General features: G+C 46.6%; 16 protein-coding genes. 13 read left to right on the top strand and 3 right to left on the bottom strand.

The features are described 5' to 3' along the window. Positions 1 to 24: 24 nt before the first annotated feature. Both P157_RS0103555 and P157_RS0103560 read right to left on the bottom strand, forming a co-directional pair. Positions 25 to 333, bottom strand: a complete 309-nt coding sequence (locus P157_RS0103555) for a hypothetical protein (RefSeq protein ID WP_026759797.1) — start codon at positions 331 to 333, stop codon at positions 25 to 27. Positions 334 to 427: 94 nt separating this feature from the next. After that, entirely contained in the window at positions 428 to 754 is a 327-nt protein-coding gene (locus P157_RS0103560; protein ID WP_026759798.1) for a helix-turn-helix domain-containing protein, read from the bottom strand. Between the two features lie 415 nt (positions 755 to 1,169). On the opposite strand from P157_RS0103560, the gene glpA reads away from it, so the two are divergent. The 6 genes from glpA to P157_RS0103590 all read left to right on the top strand — a co-directional run bounded on the left by glpA (position 1,170) and on the right by P157_RS0103590 (position 8,004). Continuing rightward, positions 1,170 to 2,780, top strand: a complete 1,611-nt coding sequence (gene glpA, locus P157_RS0103565) for an anaerobic glycerol-3-phosphate dehydrogenase subunit GlpA (protein ID WP_026759799.1) — start codon at positions 1,170 to 1,172, stop codon at positions 2,778 to 2,780. Further along, a complete protein-coding gene (gene glpB / locus P157_RS0103570; RefSeq protein ID WP_026759800.1) occupies positions 2,777 to 4,021 on the top strand; it encodes an anaerobic glycerol-3-phosphate dehydrogenase subunit GlpB in 1,245 nt (414 codons plus the stop codon). The genes glpA and glpB overlap by 4 nt, the downstream gene beginning before the upstream one ends. 18 nt (positions 4,022 to 4,039) lie before the next feature. Beyond that, on the top strand, positions 4,040 to 5,272 hold the full coding sequence (locus P157_RS0103575; protein WP_230578435.1) for an anaerobic glycerol-3-phosphate dehydrogenase subunit C: 1,233 nt from the start codon (positions 4,040 to 4,042) through the stop codon (positions 5,270 to 5,272). 27 nt (positions 5,273 to 5,299) lie between these two features. Beyond that, on the top strand, positions 5,300 to 5,608 hold the full coding sequence (locus P157_RS0103580) for a PTS lactose transporter subunit IIB (protein WP_026759802.1): 309 nt from the start codon (positions 5,300 to 5,302) through the stop codon (positions 5,606 to 5,608). 62 nt (positions 5,609 to 5,670) lie between these two features. Beyond that, on the top strand, positions 5,671 to 7,170 hold the full coding sequence (gene glpK / locus P157_RS0103585) for a glycerol kinase GlpK (RefSeq protein WP_026759803.1): 1,500 nt from the start codon (positions 5,671 to 5,673) through the stop codon (positions 7,168 to 7,170). A gap of 93 nt (positions 7,171 to 7,263) precedes the next feature. Beyond that, positions 7,264 to 8,004, top strand: a complete 741-nt coding sequence (locus P157_RS0103590) for an MIP/aquaporin family protein (protein ID WP_026759804.1) — start codon at positions 7,264 to 7,266, stop codon at positions 8,002 to 8,004. A 101-nt stretch (positions 8,005 to 8,105) separates the two neighbouring features. Here the strand turns inward: P157_RS0103590 and P157_RS0103595 are convergent, their stop codons facing one another. Continuing rightward, positions 8,106 to 8,849 carry a hypothetical protein gene (locus P157_RS0103595; protein WP_026759805.1) on the bottom strand — a complete coding sequence of 248 codons (744 nt, stop codon included), beginning with the start codon at positions 8,847 to 8,849 and terminating at the stop codon, positions 8,106 to 8,108. A 156-nt stretch (positions 8,850 to 9,005) separates the two neighbouring features. Here P157_RS0103595 and P157_RS0103600 point away from each other — a divergent pair, with 156 nt between their 5' ends. The 7 genes from P157_RS0103600 (at position 9,006) to P157_RS0103630 (ending at position 16,615) form a co-directional block, all read left to right on the top strand. Further along, the gene (locus P157_RS0103600; RefSeq protein WP_026759806.1) at positions 9,006 to 9,698 is read left to right on the top strand and encodes a hypothetical protein; all 693 of its coding nucleotides are present in this window, start codon (positions 9,006 to 9,008) and stop codon (positions 9,696 to 9,698) included. Between the two features lie 41 nt (positions 9,699 to 9,739). Next, positions 9,740 to 11,236 carry a flotillin family protein gene (locus P157_RS0103605; protein ID WP_037368510.1) on the top strand — a complete coding sequence of 499 codons (1,497 nt, stop codon included), beginning with the start codon at positions 9,740 to 9,742 and terminating at the stop codon, positions 11,234 to 11,236. A gap of 174 nt (positions 11,237 to 11,410) precedes the next feature. Further along, a complete protein-coding gene (locus tag P157_RS0103610; protein WP_026759808.1) occupies positions 11,411 to 12,919 on the top strand; it encodes a type I restriction-modification system subunit M in 1,509 nt (502 codons plus the stop codon). Continuing rightward, positions 12,909 to 14,021, top strand: a complete 1,113-nt coding sequence (locus P157_RS15625) for a restriction endonuclease subunit S (protein WP_196243100.1) — start codon at positions 12,909 to 12,911, stop codon at positions 14,019 to 14,021. Before P157_RS0103610 ends, P157_RS15625 begins: the two co-directional genes overlap by 11 nt. A gap of 43 nt (positions 14,022 to 14,064) precedes the next feature. After that, positions 14,065 to 15,039, top strand: a complete 975-nt coding sequence (locus P157_RS0103620) for a hypothetical protein (RefSeq protein ID WP_026759809.1) — start codon at positions 14,065 to 14,067, stop codon at positions 15,037 to 15,039. Between the two features lie 31 nt (positions 15,040 to 15,070). After that, positions 15,071 to 15,373, top strand: a complete 303-nt coding sequence (locus tag P157_RS0103625; RefSeq protein WP_196243101.1) for a nucleotidyltransferase family protein — start codon at positions 15,071 to 15,073, stop codon at positions 15,371 to 15,373. 12 nt (positions 15,374 to 15,385) lie between these two features. Then, positions 15,386 to 16,615 carry an AAA family ATPase gene (locus tag P157_RS0103630; protein WP_026759811.1) on the top strand — a complete coding sequence of 410 codons (1,230 nt, stop codon included), beginning with the start codon at positions 15,386 to 15,388 and terminating at the stop codon, positions 16,613 to 16,615.

Raw genomic sequence — 16,615 nt, forward strand, 5'->3', positions numbered from 1 at the left:
ATTTTAGTGTTTTTATTTGCGTGACTACTCGACTTCGACGCCGTGTTTTCTGCATTCGTTGAAGAAGAAAACGGCATTGGTGTCCTTGGGATTTTCGCTCCAGAATTTGATAAGTTTCTTGGCCATATCGTACTTCTCCTGCATGAAGGGCAGGAGGTTTTCGGCGGTTACAGGGCCACCGACGGTCATAAACACATCAATATTATGGCTGAGGGTTTCAAGCATTTCCTCGGTACATTCATTCTTCGCCAGAGCTTCAGCAAAGCGTATACCCTGTTCCACATCATCAGCGTAGCCACGCTTTAACAGCCAGACGGCGATTTGTTTTTCCATGGAAGTCCCTCCCTTTTTCGCTATGTGTTAGACTTATTCGCTATCGGGTTGGGAATTTCCTGCCTGCTGGCAGGGAATATATTCGTGTTATGAATTACTTGTCAGCCAGTAACAGTTTTAAGGCAATTTGCTTCTCTGTCGGCAGGTTTTGCAACAGTTTTAACAATTGCGGGTCAATGCCGGCTGTTTCAGAAGCAGGAGGCTCGTTCGTATCCATTTTATCCGCCAGATTGTTGAGGTCTTCAATGCGGATATTCAGAGCCCCACAGATTTTCAACACGTTGTCCATGGCAGCACCGCCAATGGAGCCATTGAGAATGGACAACAAAGTAGTGTAAGGCATATTGATTAACTTGGCGAAGTCTTTCATGGTGTAACCATGGGACTTAATCAAAGCCTTGATGTAATCCTCTCTGTTCATTGTAACTAATCCCTTCCTCATCCCATAAATAACTAATTATTATTGTACAAGTAAATCGCGAAAAAGAAAAGACCTCAGGCAGGAAAACTGCGAAAAAAATTCTCAATAAGAAAAACGATGAAAAATAATAAATAAAAATCATATTTCGTATTGACTAGTATGGAATTTTGTAGTAGTATAAGCATGTAAACGAAATATAGTATTTATGACGGGCACAAAAACGAAATTCCCTTTTTGTGAGAAAATATCGAAACGACTAACGATATGGAGAAGGGATTCGCGCCCTAAAAAAATGTACTTTTTATGATTGAAAATTTATTATTACCCAAATTGTCTATAAATTTACAATCATAGAAATAAATAATCGCTTGGGCGGTTAAAAATGTGTGTTATTCCGGAGAGGATGAGATTTACGATGGAAAAAGCAACGGTCGTTGTTATTGGCGGCGGGGCTACCGGCGTAGGTATTCTGCGCGACCTTTCCATGCGCGGGGTAGATACGCTGCTGGTGGAAAAATGCGACCTGGTAAATGGTGCCAGTTCCCGCTATCATGGTTTGCTGCACAGCGGTGGCCGCTATGCGGTGAAAGACCAGGAGGCAGCCAAGGAGTGCATTATCGAAAATCAGATTTTGCGAAAGATTGGCAAGTCCTGTGTAGAGACGACCGGGGGGATGTTCGTAAGACTCAACATTGATGACCCGGATTACGAAGAAGCCTGGGTAAAGGGTTGTGCGGAGAGTGGAATTGAAGCCAAGCCGATTACCTTGGAAGAAGCCTTTCGGCTGGAGCCGCTGCTCTCGAAAAATGTGCAGTCGGCATATCTGGTACCGGATGCCGCCATCGACGGTTTTCGCATGAGCTGGCAGAATGTAGAATCTGCCAAACGCTATGGCGGACGCAGCCTGACCTACCGCGAGGTCATCGGGATTGAACAGGCAAATGGCGAGCTTAAAGGCGTGAAAGTACGAAATACCATCACCGGTGAGGAAGAAATCATCGAGTGTGAAGTCGCCATCAATGCGGCCGGTGGTTGGGCTGGCAAGGTTGCCGCTCTGGCAGGCCTCGAAGTTGGTGTTCAGCCGGATAAGGGCACGCTCTTAGCCTTCAACCAGCGCATTACCAATCACGTAGTCAACCGCCTGCACAAATCTTCCGATGGTGATATTTTCGTACCGCATGGTTCCATCACCATTCTGGGTACTTCTTCCATGAGTATTCCGGATGCGGAAGATACCAGCACTTCCCGTGCGGAAGTGGAAAACCTGCTATCTATCGGTGAAAAGACCTTTGAGCATCTGCGGGATTACCGCATGCTCCGTGCCTTTGCCGGTTCCCGTCCACTCTATATACCGCCAGGAGGAGCAGTTGGACGCAGTGCTTCCCGCGGCTTTGCCATCGTTGACCATGAGGAGGACGGCCTCAAGGGCATGTTCACCATTGTGGGCGGCAAGTTCACCACCTACCGGCTCATGGCTGAAAAGATGGCCGACAAGGTTTGTGCAAAGCTGGGCAATACGGAAAAATGCCGTACCGCCGAAGAACCGCTGGTTCCGGAGGTCAGCGAGGAAGCCAAGAAGGCAGCCCGCAAGTACTTCCCGGCTTATGGTACGAATTTGGCCGCAACCCGCTTAGGCCCCGAACGTTTCGCCAAGGTCGTAAAACGCTTGGAGGAAGCGCCGGAGAAACGGGAACTCGTTTGCGAATGCGAAAACGTAACGTTGGCTGAATTTGAAGAAATTGCGCAGGAAGAATCCTGCTATCAGATTAATGATATTCGCCGCCGTACCCGCGTGGGTATGGGCACCTGCCAGGGCAACTTCTGTGCCCTGCGCTCCGCCGGCCTGTTTGCTAAATACGGCAAGCACGAGCGGGCGGCAGAAACACTTACTCGCATGAAGGAATTTTTGCAGGGCCGCTGGAAGGGCATCCGTCCGGTGCTCGTCGGCAGAACCCTGCGGGAAACACAGATGACTCGGGCTTTATATGAACTGTCCTTTCATGTGAATGGAGGCAAAAAGGAATGAAACATGCGGATACCCTGGTAATTGGCAGCGGCTTTGCCGGCCTGATGGCGGCTTTGGTCAGTGCCAATCAGAGAAAAAAAGTGACCTTGCTCACCTGCGGGTCAGGTTCACTTTCCTTAAATAGCGGCGTAATTGATGTGCTGGGCTATGATGAGCAGCATAATTATGTGGAATGTCCCAAAGAGGCCATCAAGAGCCTGCCGGCTGAACATCCCTACAGCAAAATCGGGATGGAAACGGTGGAAAAAGCCGTGAACTTCTTCCTGGATTTCACCCGGGATTACGGTTTCCCCTATCGTGGTTCTCTAGACCATCAGCTGTTGGTTCCCACTGCTGTGGGCACCATGAAGCCGACCTGCCTGGCACCTCACTGCCTCGATGGCACGAGCCTCCATGGTGAGGAACATATCGTCATCGTAGGCATCAAGGGACTCAAGGATTTCTATGGCAATATCCTGCAGGATAATCTCCAGCAGTCCTTAAATGGCCAGACCAAGTTCCCGGTAGTGGAAGTGGAAACGCCGCTTCTGGGCGGCCGCGACATCACCACCATTGATGTGGCCCGCTGGCTGGATACGCAGGAAGGCCGCGATTCCTTTGCTTCGCAGCTCCGTCCTTATGTCCAGTCCGATAACACGGTGTTCCTGGTTCCGCAGGTACTGGGTACGAAAGGTCAGGAATGTGCCGCCTATATCCATGAGAAGTTAGGCGCCGAAGTTCTGGAAACCACCTGCCTGCCGCCATCTGTCAACGGCCTGCGTCTGCAGAAGATGCTGAAGCAAGCCCTGAAGGATATGAACGTGGAAATTGTGGAAAATACCAAAGTTCTCCGGGCAGTAAGCGATGGCAAAAAGGTTACGGGGGTTGTAGCTGAAGCTTCGATTCGCGAAAAGACCTACTACGCAGATAAGTTCATTCTAGCTACCGGCGGCCTCTACAGCGGCGGCATCACGGTGCGGGAATTTGAACATCCGCAGGAAATGATTTTTGATTTGCCTGTATATATTGAATCCGGTGAGGAAAACTGGAGCAATGCAGAACTGTTCTCTGCAAAACCTCAGGGCTTTGCCAAGACCGGCGTGCGCACGGACACGAGCCTGCGCCCTGTAGATGCTAATAACGAGCTCGTCTATGAGAATGTCTATGTGGTTGGCAGCAATCTGGGTGGTTATGATTTCTGCTTTGAACATTCCGGCAACGGTGTGGCGTTAGCTTCGGCCTACAAAGCCGCATTGATGTGAGGAAGGGAGACTTTGGCGATGAGCGATATTAGTAAGAAAATAGAAGAAATGGAATCGGCTCTCTCGACTGCTGACCATTGCCTGTCCTGCACATCCTGCATGTCCAGCTGCCCGGTAATGGAAGCAGAAAAGAGCTACCGCGGCCCGAAACTTGTGGGCCCGGCCCACAGCCGCATGCATTTTTCGCAGGATGACTTTGAAGACAGCTTGGACTTCTGCTCCAACTGCAAGAGCTGCGATAGAGCCTGTCCCTCTGGGGTGGCGGTATCCACTCTGAACATGCTGCAGCGGGCCAAGTATTATGAAACGCATGAGCATTCCCAGCGGGATGATATGCTGGCTCATGGTGAGCGCATGGCAAAACTTGTCCGTGCCCTGCCCTTTGGCGCAACCTTTGCTAACTTGGGCATGAGCATCGGCAAGAGCCTGGGCGTGTTCTCGGCTATGGGCATAGCCGGTGAGCGCAGCATGCCGGCTTACGCTTCGGAAAGCTTTATGCAGCTTTTCAAGGGCATCAAGCAGCCCAAGAGCGATAAAAAAGTGGTGTTCTTCCCCGGCTGCTTCATCAACGACAACGAACCGCAGGTTGGTGTGGCCTTTGTCAAGGTCATGAATGCCAACGGCTATGAAGTCCTCGTGGATGAGAAGTTCAACTGCTGTGGCTCGCCGCTGGTGGTTACGGGGTATCTCGATGAGGCTCACGAACACGCAGATAACAATGTGTCCCGCATTTTGGAATGGAAGAAAAAAGGCATCCCCGTGGTTGCCTGCTGCACCAGTTGTTCGCTGATGCTCAAACAGGAATATCACGAGTTATTTAATGAAGAAAAGATGCACGAAGCGGGCGAAAACGTCTATGACGCTTTTGAATTCCTGGAGATTCTCGCTGACAAGGGGCAGCTCAATACAAACTTTAAGCAGGTCGGGGAAAAGCTCATGTATCACGTTCCCTGCCACCTCAAGAGTCAGGGCTTCGGTGTTCCGGCTGCCAAGATTTTGGCGCAGGTTCCCGGGGTTACGGTAGAACAGGCTGATGCCGGTTGCTGCGGCATGAGCGGTAACTACGGCTTCAAGGGAGATAAATACGAAATCTCCATGAAGATTGGTGAAAAACTGTTCAACCGGATTAAGGAATCTGCTAGTGACGAAGTCATCTGTGACTGCGGCACCTGCAGACTACAGATCCAACATGGTACGCAGGCCAAAACCTGCCATCCCGTTGAGATATTAGCCAAGGCTTATGGGAAATAACCCATAGTTAAGGAAGGAGGATTTTCGATGATTCGGAGAATTGTACTGATTTGTTCTGCCGGTGTGTCCACCAATATGCTGGTGCGCCGCATGGAGCATGAGGCAGCAAGACTGGGGTATCCCTGCTCGGTGACGTTCTATCCTATTCAGGAAGTCAAGGAAGCAGCCCAGTTCGCTGATGTAATGCTTCTGGCTCCCCAGTCCGCATTTGAACTGCCGGAGATTCAGGTCAAGTATCCCAATGTCAAATCAGCGGTCATTCCCAAGGATTTGTATGCCAGCATTGACTCGGTAAAAATCCTGGACCTGGCACAGAAAATTGCCGGGGATTATTAAGAATTATCTAAATCTTAATTTGAGTCTTAATTGACTTCACAAGAAAGAAGAGGGGTTTCACAATGGCAAAGAACTATGTAATGGCTTTGGATGCAGGTACGACGAGCAATCGCGCAATCATTTTCGACAAGAACTCGAAGATTGTCGGCGTTTCCCAGAAGGAATTTACCCAGTACTTCCCGGAACCGGGCTGGGTTGAGCATGATGCTGATGAAATCTGGAGCTCCATGACCACGGTTATGAAGGAAGCTCTCGAACAGTCTGGTCTCGTAGCCAGCGATATCGCTGCTATCGGTATCACCAACCAGCGCGAAACTACGGTTGTATGGGATAAGAACACGGGCCGTCCTGTGTACAATGCTATCGTTTGGCAGTCCCGCCAGACGGCTCCCATTGCTGAAGACCTGAAGAAAAAAGGCCTTGTGGATGAGGTTAAGGACAAGACTGGTCTTCTGATTGACGCTTATTTCTCCGCTACGAAAATCAAATGGATTCTCGACAAGGTGGAAGGTGCCCGCGAAAAGGCAGAAAAGGGCGACCTGCTCTTTGGTACCATTGATACCTGGCTGATTTGGAAACTCACGGGCGGCAAGGCTCATGTGACGGATTACTCCAACGCTTCCCGTACGATGCTCTACAACATCAACGAACTCAAATGGGATGACGCACTCCTCGGTTATCTCGATGTTCCTAAGTGCATGCTGCCGGAAGTTAAACCGTCTTCCTGCGTATACGGCGAAACCATTCCGTCCATTCTCGGTGCTCCGATTCCTGTTGCTGGTGCTGCTGGTGACCAGCAGGCAGCACTCTTTGGCCAGAACTGCTTCGAGCCGGGCATGGCTAAGAACACCTACGGCACTGGCTGCTTCATGCTTATGAACACGGGTACGGAAATTCACAAATCTAAGAATGGCCTCGTAACGACCATCGCTTGGGGCCTTGATGGCAAAGTTGAATACGCTCTCGAAGGTTCCATCTTCGTAGCTGGTTCCGCTATCCAGTGGCTCCGTGACGGTGTTCGCATGGTAGACTCCGCTCCGGACTCCGAATGGGTTGCCAAGAAGGTGAAAGACAACGGCGGCGTTTATGTAGTACCTGCTTTCGTAGGTCTGGGTGCTCCGTACTGGGATATGAATGCCCGCGGTGCTATCATCGGCATCACTCGCGGCACGACGAAAGCCCATATCGTTCGTGCAACCCTCGAATCCCTGGCTTATCAGACCCGCGACGTTCTGGAAGCTATGGAAGCTGATTCCGGCGAAAAACTCTCCGCTCTCAAAGTTGACGGCGGTGCTGTTGCTAACAATCTGCTCATGCAGTTCCAGGCTGACCTCCTCGGCGTTCCTGTTGACCGTCCGCAGATTACGGAAACCACGGCTCTCGGCGCAGCTTACCTCGCTGGTCTTGCTGTTGGCGTTTGGACGAACAAAGAAGAACTCAAGAGCAGCTGGAAACTGGATTCCCGCTTTGAATCCCAGATGGAAAAAGAAGAATCCGATCGCCTCTACAAAGGCTGGCGTAAAGCTGTTAAACACTCCATGCATTGGCTGGATGAAGAGTAATTCAAGAGAGGCTTGTTGAGATAGTTTAGCCGGGCGGTTCGTCCGTCCGGCTGCTATACAGCTATAATCTATTTATAAGAAAGAGGGATAATCATGGTAACAGGTACGGAAAACTTGTTCGGCGAGTTCATGGGCACGATGGTCCTGCTCGTCTTTGGTTGCGGCGTTTGTGCAAATATGACGCTGACCAAATCCAAAGGCCAGGGGGGCGGCTGGATTTGCATAGGCTTCGGATGGGCATTTGCCGTTACTCTCGGTGTATTCACGGCTACGACGCTGGGCGCGCCTCAGGGGGATCTGAACCCGGCTGTTACGTTGGCTAAGATGATGGCTGGTATTTATACCTTCAACCAGTTCGTGATGACTTCTATCGTACAGATTCTCGGTGGTATCGTTGGTGCTGCTATCGTATGGCTGGCATACCTGCCGCATTGGGCTGAAACCGAAGATCCGGCTGCTAAGCTCGGCGTATTCTCCACGGGCCCGGCTATCCGCAATCCGGCTGCTAACTTCCTCTGCGAAGCTATCGCTACGTTCTTCCTGATGTTCGTCATCTGGATGATTTTCTCCAAACCGGTTGGCACGCTCGTTCCGGGCTATGGCCCCTACATCGTTGGTATCTTGATTCTGGCTCTTGGTCTTTCCCTGGGTGGCCCCACGGGTTATGCCATGAACCCCGCCCGTGACCTTGGTCCGCGCATTGCCCATGCAATCCTGCCGATTGCTGGCAAAGGCAGCTCCGATTGGGGTTACGCTTGGATTCCTGTTGTTGCTCCTCTGTGCGGTGCACTGGTAGCTTATCTCGTTGCTTCCAGCTGCGGCGTTCTTGGATAAAAAATCTCCTAAGTTCATTTTTCCCCTAAAGATTCCATAACAACAAATACGCTGCGGTCATGAGAAATCCTCATGACCGCAGCGTATTTTAGTAGGAAAAATTATTTCGATTCCGGCATTTGCAGATAGTCATTGCCGTCTTCGCCGAAGAGGTATTCACCAGAGAAGAATTTGATGGGGACGGCGGTAAGCAGGCCACCGAGCAGGAACATGAAAGTTGTGGGAATCAAAACCGTATAGCGTATAGCTTCGTAGAAGGTCTGTCCACTGGCAATTTCCTTGGACAGAAGCTGCCAGAGAAGCGCGGTGCTGCCCAGTCCTTCAACCAGCCCGATGAACAGAATCATATTCACAGTACTGGGGGTAGCAATTCCGCGCGTCAGGGCTGCTACGATAACGGAGCCGACGATTATAAGAGCCGTGCACCAAACGATGAAGCGAAGGTAATTCTTGCGCAGGGCAAGAATCTTAAAATATTTGCGATTCACATAGATAGAAGCAACAAACCATAAAACCAGAGCAGCGGCACCAAGTATGTTGTTGAAGATGTTCATCAGAATCATGCTGACAAATACACAGGGCAGTAAGCGCAGCAGATAATGCAAAACCTTATTCTTATAATAAATGTAGAGACTGACGACAATCAGACTGAGCGAGACAACGACCTGCAGCAGAGCTGCGGGCTTAAGAAAAGTCCGGATGGATAAATCTGTGGAAAATAAAGTGTACTGGAAAAAGAAATTGACGAGAGCAAAGACCGCCAGGAATGAAATGAACTTGTTGCAGCGGCTTTGTTCTTTAGGAGAAAAATCGTTTTGGTCTAAACATGCTTTTACTGTACTCATATAAACCTCCTGAAAATGAAAATAACATGAAAACAATGAGAGTATAACAAGCTTAGATTAAAGTTTGCTTAAATTGCTACAATTCTAATACGAATTTAATAAATTTATCATATCATAATCAGTATCCGATAAAACAGGATATGGAGAGCGATAACTATGGATAGTCAGGACTTCAAAAACCGCTGTGAATATGAACTGCTGCGGGAGAATCTGGCAGAGCTGTTTCAAAAATATGAGACGGGCGCCTTAAACGCCAGCGCTGCCTATGGGGAGTCTGGAAATCTGCTGGAATATGACAAGCATTGTGCAGAAGGGCTCTTTTTACGGTTCTATGCCCTGCGGCATCTGGTGAAGCCGGAGCAGAAGAATCCAGATTTCTTTGCCCATGAAGACCGGGCGGAGGTTAAAATCCTGCGGCAGCTAATGACGGCAGAACTTCATTATTATCTGCTGGATAAGCAGGCGATATTGGACCGTGTCAGCAAGGAATTTTACGGCTATCTCCATGCATTTTATGCGGCGGATAATTATCTGGCGGTGGTGCAGAAAATCAGCCTGTTTGAGGGAATCTGCATAGGAAGCAAGCTTCCTATGGATGCGCACTGCCTGAGGTTTGTCCAGCCTTACCTCAACTATATAATCGGCATGGCCGGTAATATGACGGCAGCGGAAGCTGGGCGGTTCCATGATATCTTTGCCAAAATCAGCGGGGTTATGGCAGAAAAAGCCCGGGAACTGTCGGAGCGGCAGGCGTCGCTCCGGGAGATTGAGTTCAGCGTACTGGAAAAAGAGCTGGACGGTATTTTACAGGACATTCAATCGCCAAAGCGGATTGAACATAAATTATAGATTTCCTTAAAGAAAGGGTGTTGATTTTGGTATTTTATTTGATGTTGGTTGGTCTTTTGGCCTTTATCGTTATGGCGATTGCCCTTACCTGTTGGGTAAAGGCACCGCCCGATGTCGCGTTTATTCTCTCCGGCTGGCGGGCTAAGCCGCGCATGCTCGTGGGCCAGGGCGGCGTGAAGGTGCCGCTGTTGGAACGGGTGGACCGTTTGTATCTCGGTCAGATGACGGTGGACATCCGCACTCAGCAGAGTGTGCCCACCAATGACTTCATCAACGTCAAGGTAGACGCCGTAGCCAAGGTTTCCGTGGATGATTCCGATGAAGCCCGCTTGCTGGCTTCCAAGAACTTCCTGAACCTCACGCCGGAACTCATCGCCGACCAGCTGCGTGATTCTCTCGAAGGCAATATGCGTGAGATTGTGGGCACACTGTCCTTGAAGGAAATCAGCACCAACCGCGATTCGTTCTCGGAACAGGTTAAGGCTGCCGCTGCACAGGATATGGAACGCTTGGGTATCAAGGTGATTTCCTGCAACATCCAGAACATCACTGATGAGACCGGCCTCATCACGGATTTGGGTGCGGACAACACGGCCCGTATCCGCAAGGACGCTTCCATTGCCAAGGCTTTGGCTGACCGGGATGTCAGCGTAAAACAGGCTGAAGCAATGAAGGAAGCCAACGATGCCAAGGTCAAGGCGGAACTCGAAATTGCTCAGCGTCAGAATGAGCTGGCCATCCGCAAGGCAGAACTCAAACGGGAATCCGACATCAAGCAGGCAGAGGCTGATGCGGCTTATGCCATTCAGGAACAGGAACAGCGCAAGGCCATCGAGACGGCTACGGTGGATGCGGAAATCGCCAAGGCCAACCGCGAAGAAGCTCTGCGCAAACAGCAGGTAGCTGTCCGCGAGCAGGAACTGGCGGCAGAGGTTCAGAAGAAAGCGGATGCGGAAAAATACAACATCAGCAAGCAGGCTGAAGCTGAACTGGCCAAACGCCAGCGCGAATCCGAAGCAAAACTCTACGAACAGCAGAGAGATGCCGAAGCCCAGAAAGCCCAGGCTGAGGCTAAGAAATACGCCATGGAGCAGGAAGCTGCCGGTATCACCGCCAAGGCGCAGGCCGAGGCCGAAGCCATCCGCCTGAAAGGTGAAGCCGAAGCTGCTGCCATGGACAAAAAGGCGGAAGCCCTCAAGAAATACGGCAAGGCGGCAATGGCGCAGATGGCTATTGAAATCCTGCCCAAGGTTGCCGCTGAAGTGGCTAAGCCACTGGGCACCATCGACAAAGTTACCATCTTTGGCGGCGGCAATGGCAGCGGCATGTCCTCCATGAGTGACAACGTGCCCTTGGTCATGGCCAAGACAATCCAGACCATCAAAGAAGCTACCGGCGTAGATATCGCCGAAATCATGCGGGCAGAAAGCTATGAGGCCAAAACGACGAAAAATGTCAACGTCACCGGCATGACGGAAAAAGAAGCCCGGGAAGCAGTGGGAGCTGCCACCATGGCCGAAGCCATCCCCGCAAAATAAGCAGAAATAAAAGCCATATACAGAAACATACAGGAAACTCAAGAAGTCCGGGATAACCGTTAACGAAAAGGTTATCCCGGACTTCTCCTTATAGGTAGGGCGGTCTGTAAGGAAAATTTTGTAAATTTATGGTATAATGAACGAAGAATTATATGCACATGGAGGAAGCATTAAATGGCGAATAACAGCAGTGCCAATATCGGCTTTGAGAAACAAATATGGGATGCGGCCTGTGAGCTTTGGGGGCATATTCCTGCGGCTGATTATCGTAAGGTAATTATCGGCCTTATCTTTTTGCGTTATATTGGCAATGCTTTTGAAAAACAGTATAACAAGCTGGTAGCAGATGGTGATGGGTTTGAAGATGACCCGGATGCTTACGAGGCAGAAAATATCTTTTTTGTGCCGGAAGATGCCCGGTGGAGCAAGATTGCTGCAGCTGCCCATAAGCCAGAGATTGGTACTGTTATCGATAACGCCATGCGGGCTATTGAAGATGACAATAAAAAGCTCAAAAATGTCCTGCCTAAGAACTTTGCCAGCCCGGATTTGGATAAGCGGGTACTGGGCAATGTAGTTGACCTCTTTACCAACATGAATATGGATGATACGGAGGAGAGCAAAGACCTTTTGGGGCGAACTTATGAATATTGTATTGCGCAGTTTGCCGCTTACGAAGGTGTAAAAGGCGGCGAGTTCTATACACCTGCCAGTATCGTTAAAACCATTGTATCTGTACTTCGTCCGTTCTCGAACTGTCGGGTATATGACCCCTGCTGTGGCAGTGGCGGGATGTTCGTACAAAGCGCAAAATTCATTCAGGCACACAGCAATATGCGCGGCGTAATTTCTGTCTATGGGCAGGAATCCAATGCCGACACGTGGAAGATGGCAAAGATGAATCTGGCAATCCGCGGCATTGATGCCAACCTTGGTGAACATCAGGCGGATACGTTCTTCAATGATATTCACGGCGACAGCTTGAAAGCCGATTTCATCATGGCGAATCCTCCGTTTAATCTTTCCAACTGGGGACAGGACAAGCTGAAAGACGACAAACGTTGGAAATATGGTCTGCCCCCTGCAGGCAATGCCAACTATGCGTGGATTCAGCACATGATACATCATCTGGCACCGAACGGAAAAATCGGTCTGGTGCTGGCCAATGGTGCCTTGTCTACACAAACGCGCGGTGAAGGCGAAATCCGCAAAAACATTATCGAAGATGATTTGGTGGAAGCCATCATTGCCATGCCTACAAAACTTTTCTACAGTGTCACCATTCCGGTAACACTGTGGTTTATCACCAAGAATAAAAAGCAAAAGGGCAAGACCTTATTTATTGATGCCCGGGATATTGGACATATGGTTGACAGCAAACACCGCGACTTCACCGATGAAGATATAGCGAAACTGGCGGATACTGTAGCGGCTTTCCAAAATGGCACCTTGGAAGAAGTAAAAGGCTTTTGTGCCGCTGCCACCACAGAAGAAATTGCTAAACAGGATTATATCCTGACCCCAGGACGCTATGTAGGTATTGCTGAACAGGAAGATGACGGCGAACCCTACGAAGAAAAGATGAAGCGGCTAACAGGCGAACTTTCCGGATTGTTCGCTAAATCCCATGAACTGGAAGATAAGATTCGGAAGAATCTGGAGGCGATTGGGTATGAAGTGTGAAATTAAAACATTGGGAGAACTTTCAATAGAGGGAAAAGGCTCTTATGGAATAGCTGCGTCTGCTGTTGAATATTCACCTAATTTGTATACATATTTGCGTATAACAGATATTAATGATGATGGGACTATAAAAAAAGATGGTTTGAAGTCTGTTGCCGATGATAGGGCAGAGGAGTATTTGCTTCGGCCTAATGATATAGTATTCGCGCGTACAGGCGCTAGTACTGGTCGTAATTATTTTTATGATGGTAGCGATGGCGAATTTGTATATGCAGGATTTTTAATAAAATTTAGTATAGATACGCAAAAGGTAAATCCATACTATATTAAATATTTTTGTCAGTCTGATATTTATAAGCAATGGGTGCAATCTTTTAATACAGGGAGTACAAGAGGAAATATCAACGCTAAGACATATTCGGATATGCAAATACCATTGCCGCCAAGAAAGCAACAGGATTTTTTGGTATCAATTTTGAAGCCAATAGATGATAAAATTGCTGCGAATAAAGAAATAAATAAGAATTTAGAGGAGCAAGCACAGCTTTTCTATAAAAAGTTTGATTTTAATTGTCAGGCTTGGAGAGAAGGAACTGTCGGAGATGTGGTCACATTACAAAGAGGGTATGACCTGCCAAAAACGAAAATGATAAAAGGTAAATACCCAGTGGCAGGCTCAACGGATACAATTTTTTATCATAATCAATATATGGCAGAACCACCCTGTATTGTTTTAGGGCGAAGCGGCAATATTGGAAAGCCAAGACTATATCTTGAACCATGTTGGCCACATAATACATCGTTGTTTACTAAACAATTCAAAAACAGTAATCCTTTATGGGTTTACTTTATGTTATATCATTTAGATTACAGTATGTTCCAAGGTGGTAGTGCCGTTCCTACACTTAACCGTAATCATATCCACTCCTATGCAATAAAAATACCGCCGATTGCGGAGCAGAATAAATTTGCACAAACTATCGAACCGTTGATAAAGGCAATATTCCATAATAGAAAGGAAATAGAAACTTTATCAAAGTTAAGAGATACATTACTTCCACGACTTATGTCTGGTGAGATTGATGTATCGTGTGTTAGTTGATTAAGGAAAAACTAATTTTGCATTTTGCGGAGGAAAATGGTAGTTGAATTTTTTTGCAGATGTTGTATCGGAATTAACACTTTTCTTTACAAAGAAAAATCCTTGTTTGAAAATAGAACGATTTTTTCCGCCGATACCTTTTGAAGTACTAGAATATGAGGATTTTGCAGAACGTAATAAGAAAATCATAAGATATAAAGCTGGCTATCTTTTGGAACGATTGTTCACATTCAATAAAAAACATATTTCAACTAATAAGAGAAATGTGATGGTTTCACAAGAATTGAAGCGAAAACTTGACTCGAATGATTATGCTAAATTTAAAGCAGTTATAGAAAAGATTAAATGTGATTTTGAAAACGGAGTTGACCTTAATGGAAGATTAAGTAAACTTGCAGATAATCCAGCTAAAAATGATTTGATGCTCTTTGAATGGAATATGTATCATTTACACTTAGGCGAAAGAAAAGAAGAACGTCAAAATGGAAGGAATTATTACAATCGTACAGGAGAACTGTTAATAGTATATATTCCTGATTGTGAGGAAGAGGCCTATTTTGTTGATATTACAGAAAATCATAAAAATAATCCATTAGCTTTTTCAAGACAACGATATTTAGATATACTTAATAGAAATTGGCCAAATCTATTATCAAAATTTGAATTGCCTGAAGCTATACTAGAATCTCAAATAACTGATGAAGATAGAACTTTGTTACGAAAGAAACATGTGTGTACACTTAATAGTATTGGTGGAAAAACTTATTTAAATCCTGGCATTGGCGTGACCAGTGCTGCTACGAGTATACAGATATTAAGGCGTACTGATTATTTGATGGAGTATATTCATGAGTTGGAACTATTTTATAGAAATATTCAAAAGAGATTTATTCCAAAACAAATACCCGAGTATCTGGATTTTAAATTAAGATTTGATGAAATCAATAATTGTTTTTTTATATTAAAGTGTGCTCCGAGGAGAGGAAGAAAGGTAGTTCAAACCTTTTTTGTTAAATAAATGGGGTTAATTATGAATAAAAGGTACTATTATGAATAATCAAATTATCACATTTAAATATATATCTAGTGTGGCAAAGCCATTAGCAAAAAAATACCATGTGAAAGCGATATACCTGTTTGGCTCCTACGCTCGTGGTGAGGCTGATGAGAATAGTGATGTAGATTTTCTCGTCTACATTGACGAAGAATTCAGGCTGACAAATGTACTTGCCTTGGGAGAGGAACTGCGTGAAGCTCTGCAAAAGAGGGTTGACATCTTTGAAATCCATGAAATAAATAAGGATAGCGATTTTTATAGAAATGTTATGAGGGAAAAGGTTTTAGTAGTATAAGGAGATATAGCAATGGGAAAAATATTAGGCATAGCTATTAAGAACTATGGCTCATTACGCGATATAAAAATGGGAAAACTATTTAGTGACCGCAATGCTGATGAATTAGGAAATATGGTTGCGATTATCGGCCCTAGTGGAAATGGTAAGAGTACCATAGCTGATGCGTTTGGTTTTATTTCCGATTGCATATCCAGCGATGTAGAAACGGCTTGTGATGAAAAGAACCGTGGTGGCTTTGACCAGCTTATATCGCAGTGTGGCGCAAAAGATATTCGTTTTGAGATTTACTATAAGGAAAGCCAAAATTCAAGGCCTATAACCTATGAGTTGACTATCAGTACAGATAAAAATAACAGACCGTATGTAAAGGAAGAACGTTTGCGGCAGAGAAGAGCAGGTAATAGCTACGGATGGCCGTTATCATTCCTTCATTTAGTAGATGGTAAAGGTTATGCTTTTGAAGGTGCAGAAGGTGGACAGGTAGATGATGAGGGGAATGAAACTGTAGGGACAAAGGTGGCAGTAGAGCTTTCGGAAAGCAGAACTTTAGGCATAGTCACACTGGGCGTAATGAAGCAGTATTCACGTATAGAAAAATTCCTGTCATTTCTGAAAAGCTGGTATTTATGCTATTTTACCCCTGATGCTGCAAGACAATTACAAACAGCATCACCATCGCCATACTTAAATAAAACGGGCAGTAACATAAATAACGTTGCACAATACATGTATCGTGAAAATTCTGATGAATTCAAGAAAATATTATTAGATATACAAGATAAGATTCCTAATATTGAACGTATAGAGCCTGTAAAATTACCCAATGGGCAAATGGTATTAGAATTTTTCCAAAAGGGATTTAGCGAACCGTTTTTTTCACCGCGTATGTCTGACGGTACATTGAAGCTTTTTGCTTATTATTTGCTGCTACATGAGCGTAATCCTCGTCAGCTTGTATTCGTAGAAGAACCAGAGAATGGCTTATATCATAAATATTTGGCAAGTTTGGCGATTGAGATGAAAAGAAATGTTGGCAAAGGCTATGCAAAACAGTTATTTGTAACAACACATAGTCCGTTCTTTGTAAATGCCTTAACGCCTAAGCAGGTTTGGGTGTTGGAAAAAGGAGAAGATGGTTTTTCAAAGATAAGACGAGCTAGTGAGTATGACTTTGTAAATGACCTGACTTCCGAAGGTGCAAGTGTTGGTGATTTATGGTATAGTGAGTATTTTGGCTGA

The sequence above is a fragment of the Selenomonas ruminantium AC2024 genome (genome assembly GCF_000687995.1).
Lineage (GTDB): Bacteria > Bacillota > Negativicutes > Selenomonadales > Selenomonadaceae > Selenomonas_A > Selenomonas_A ruminantium_B.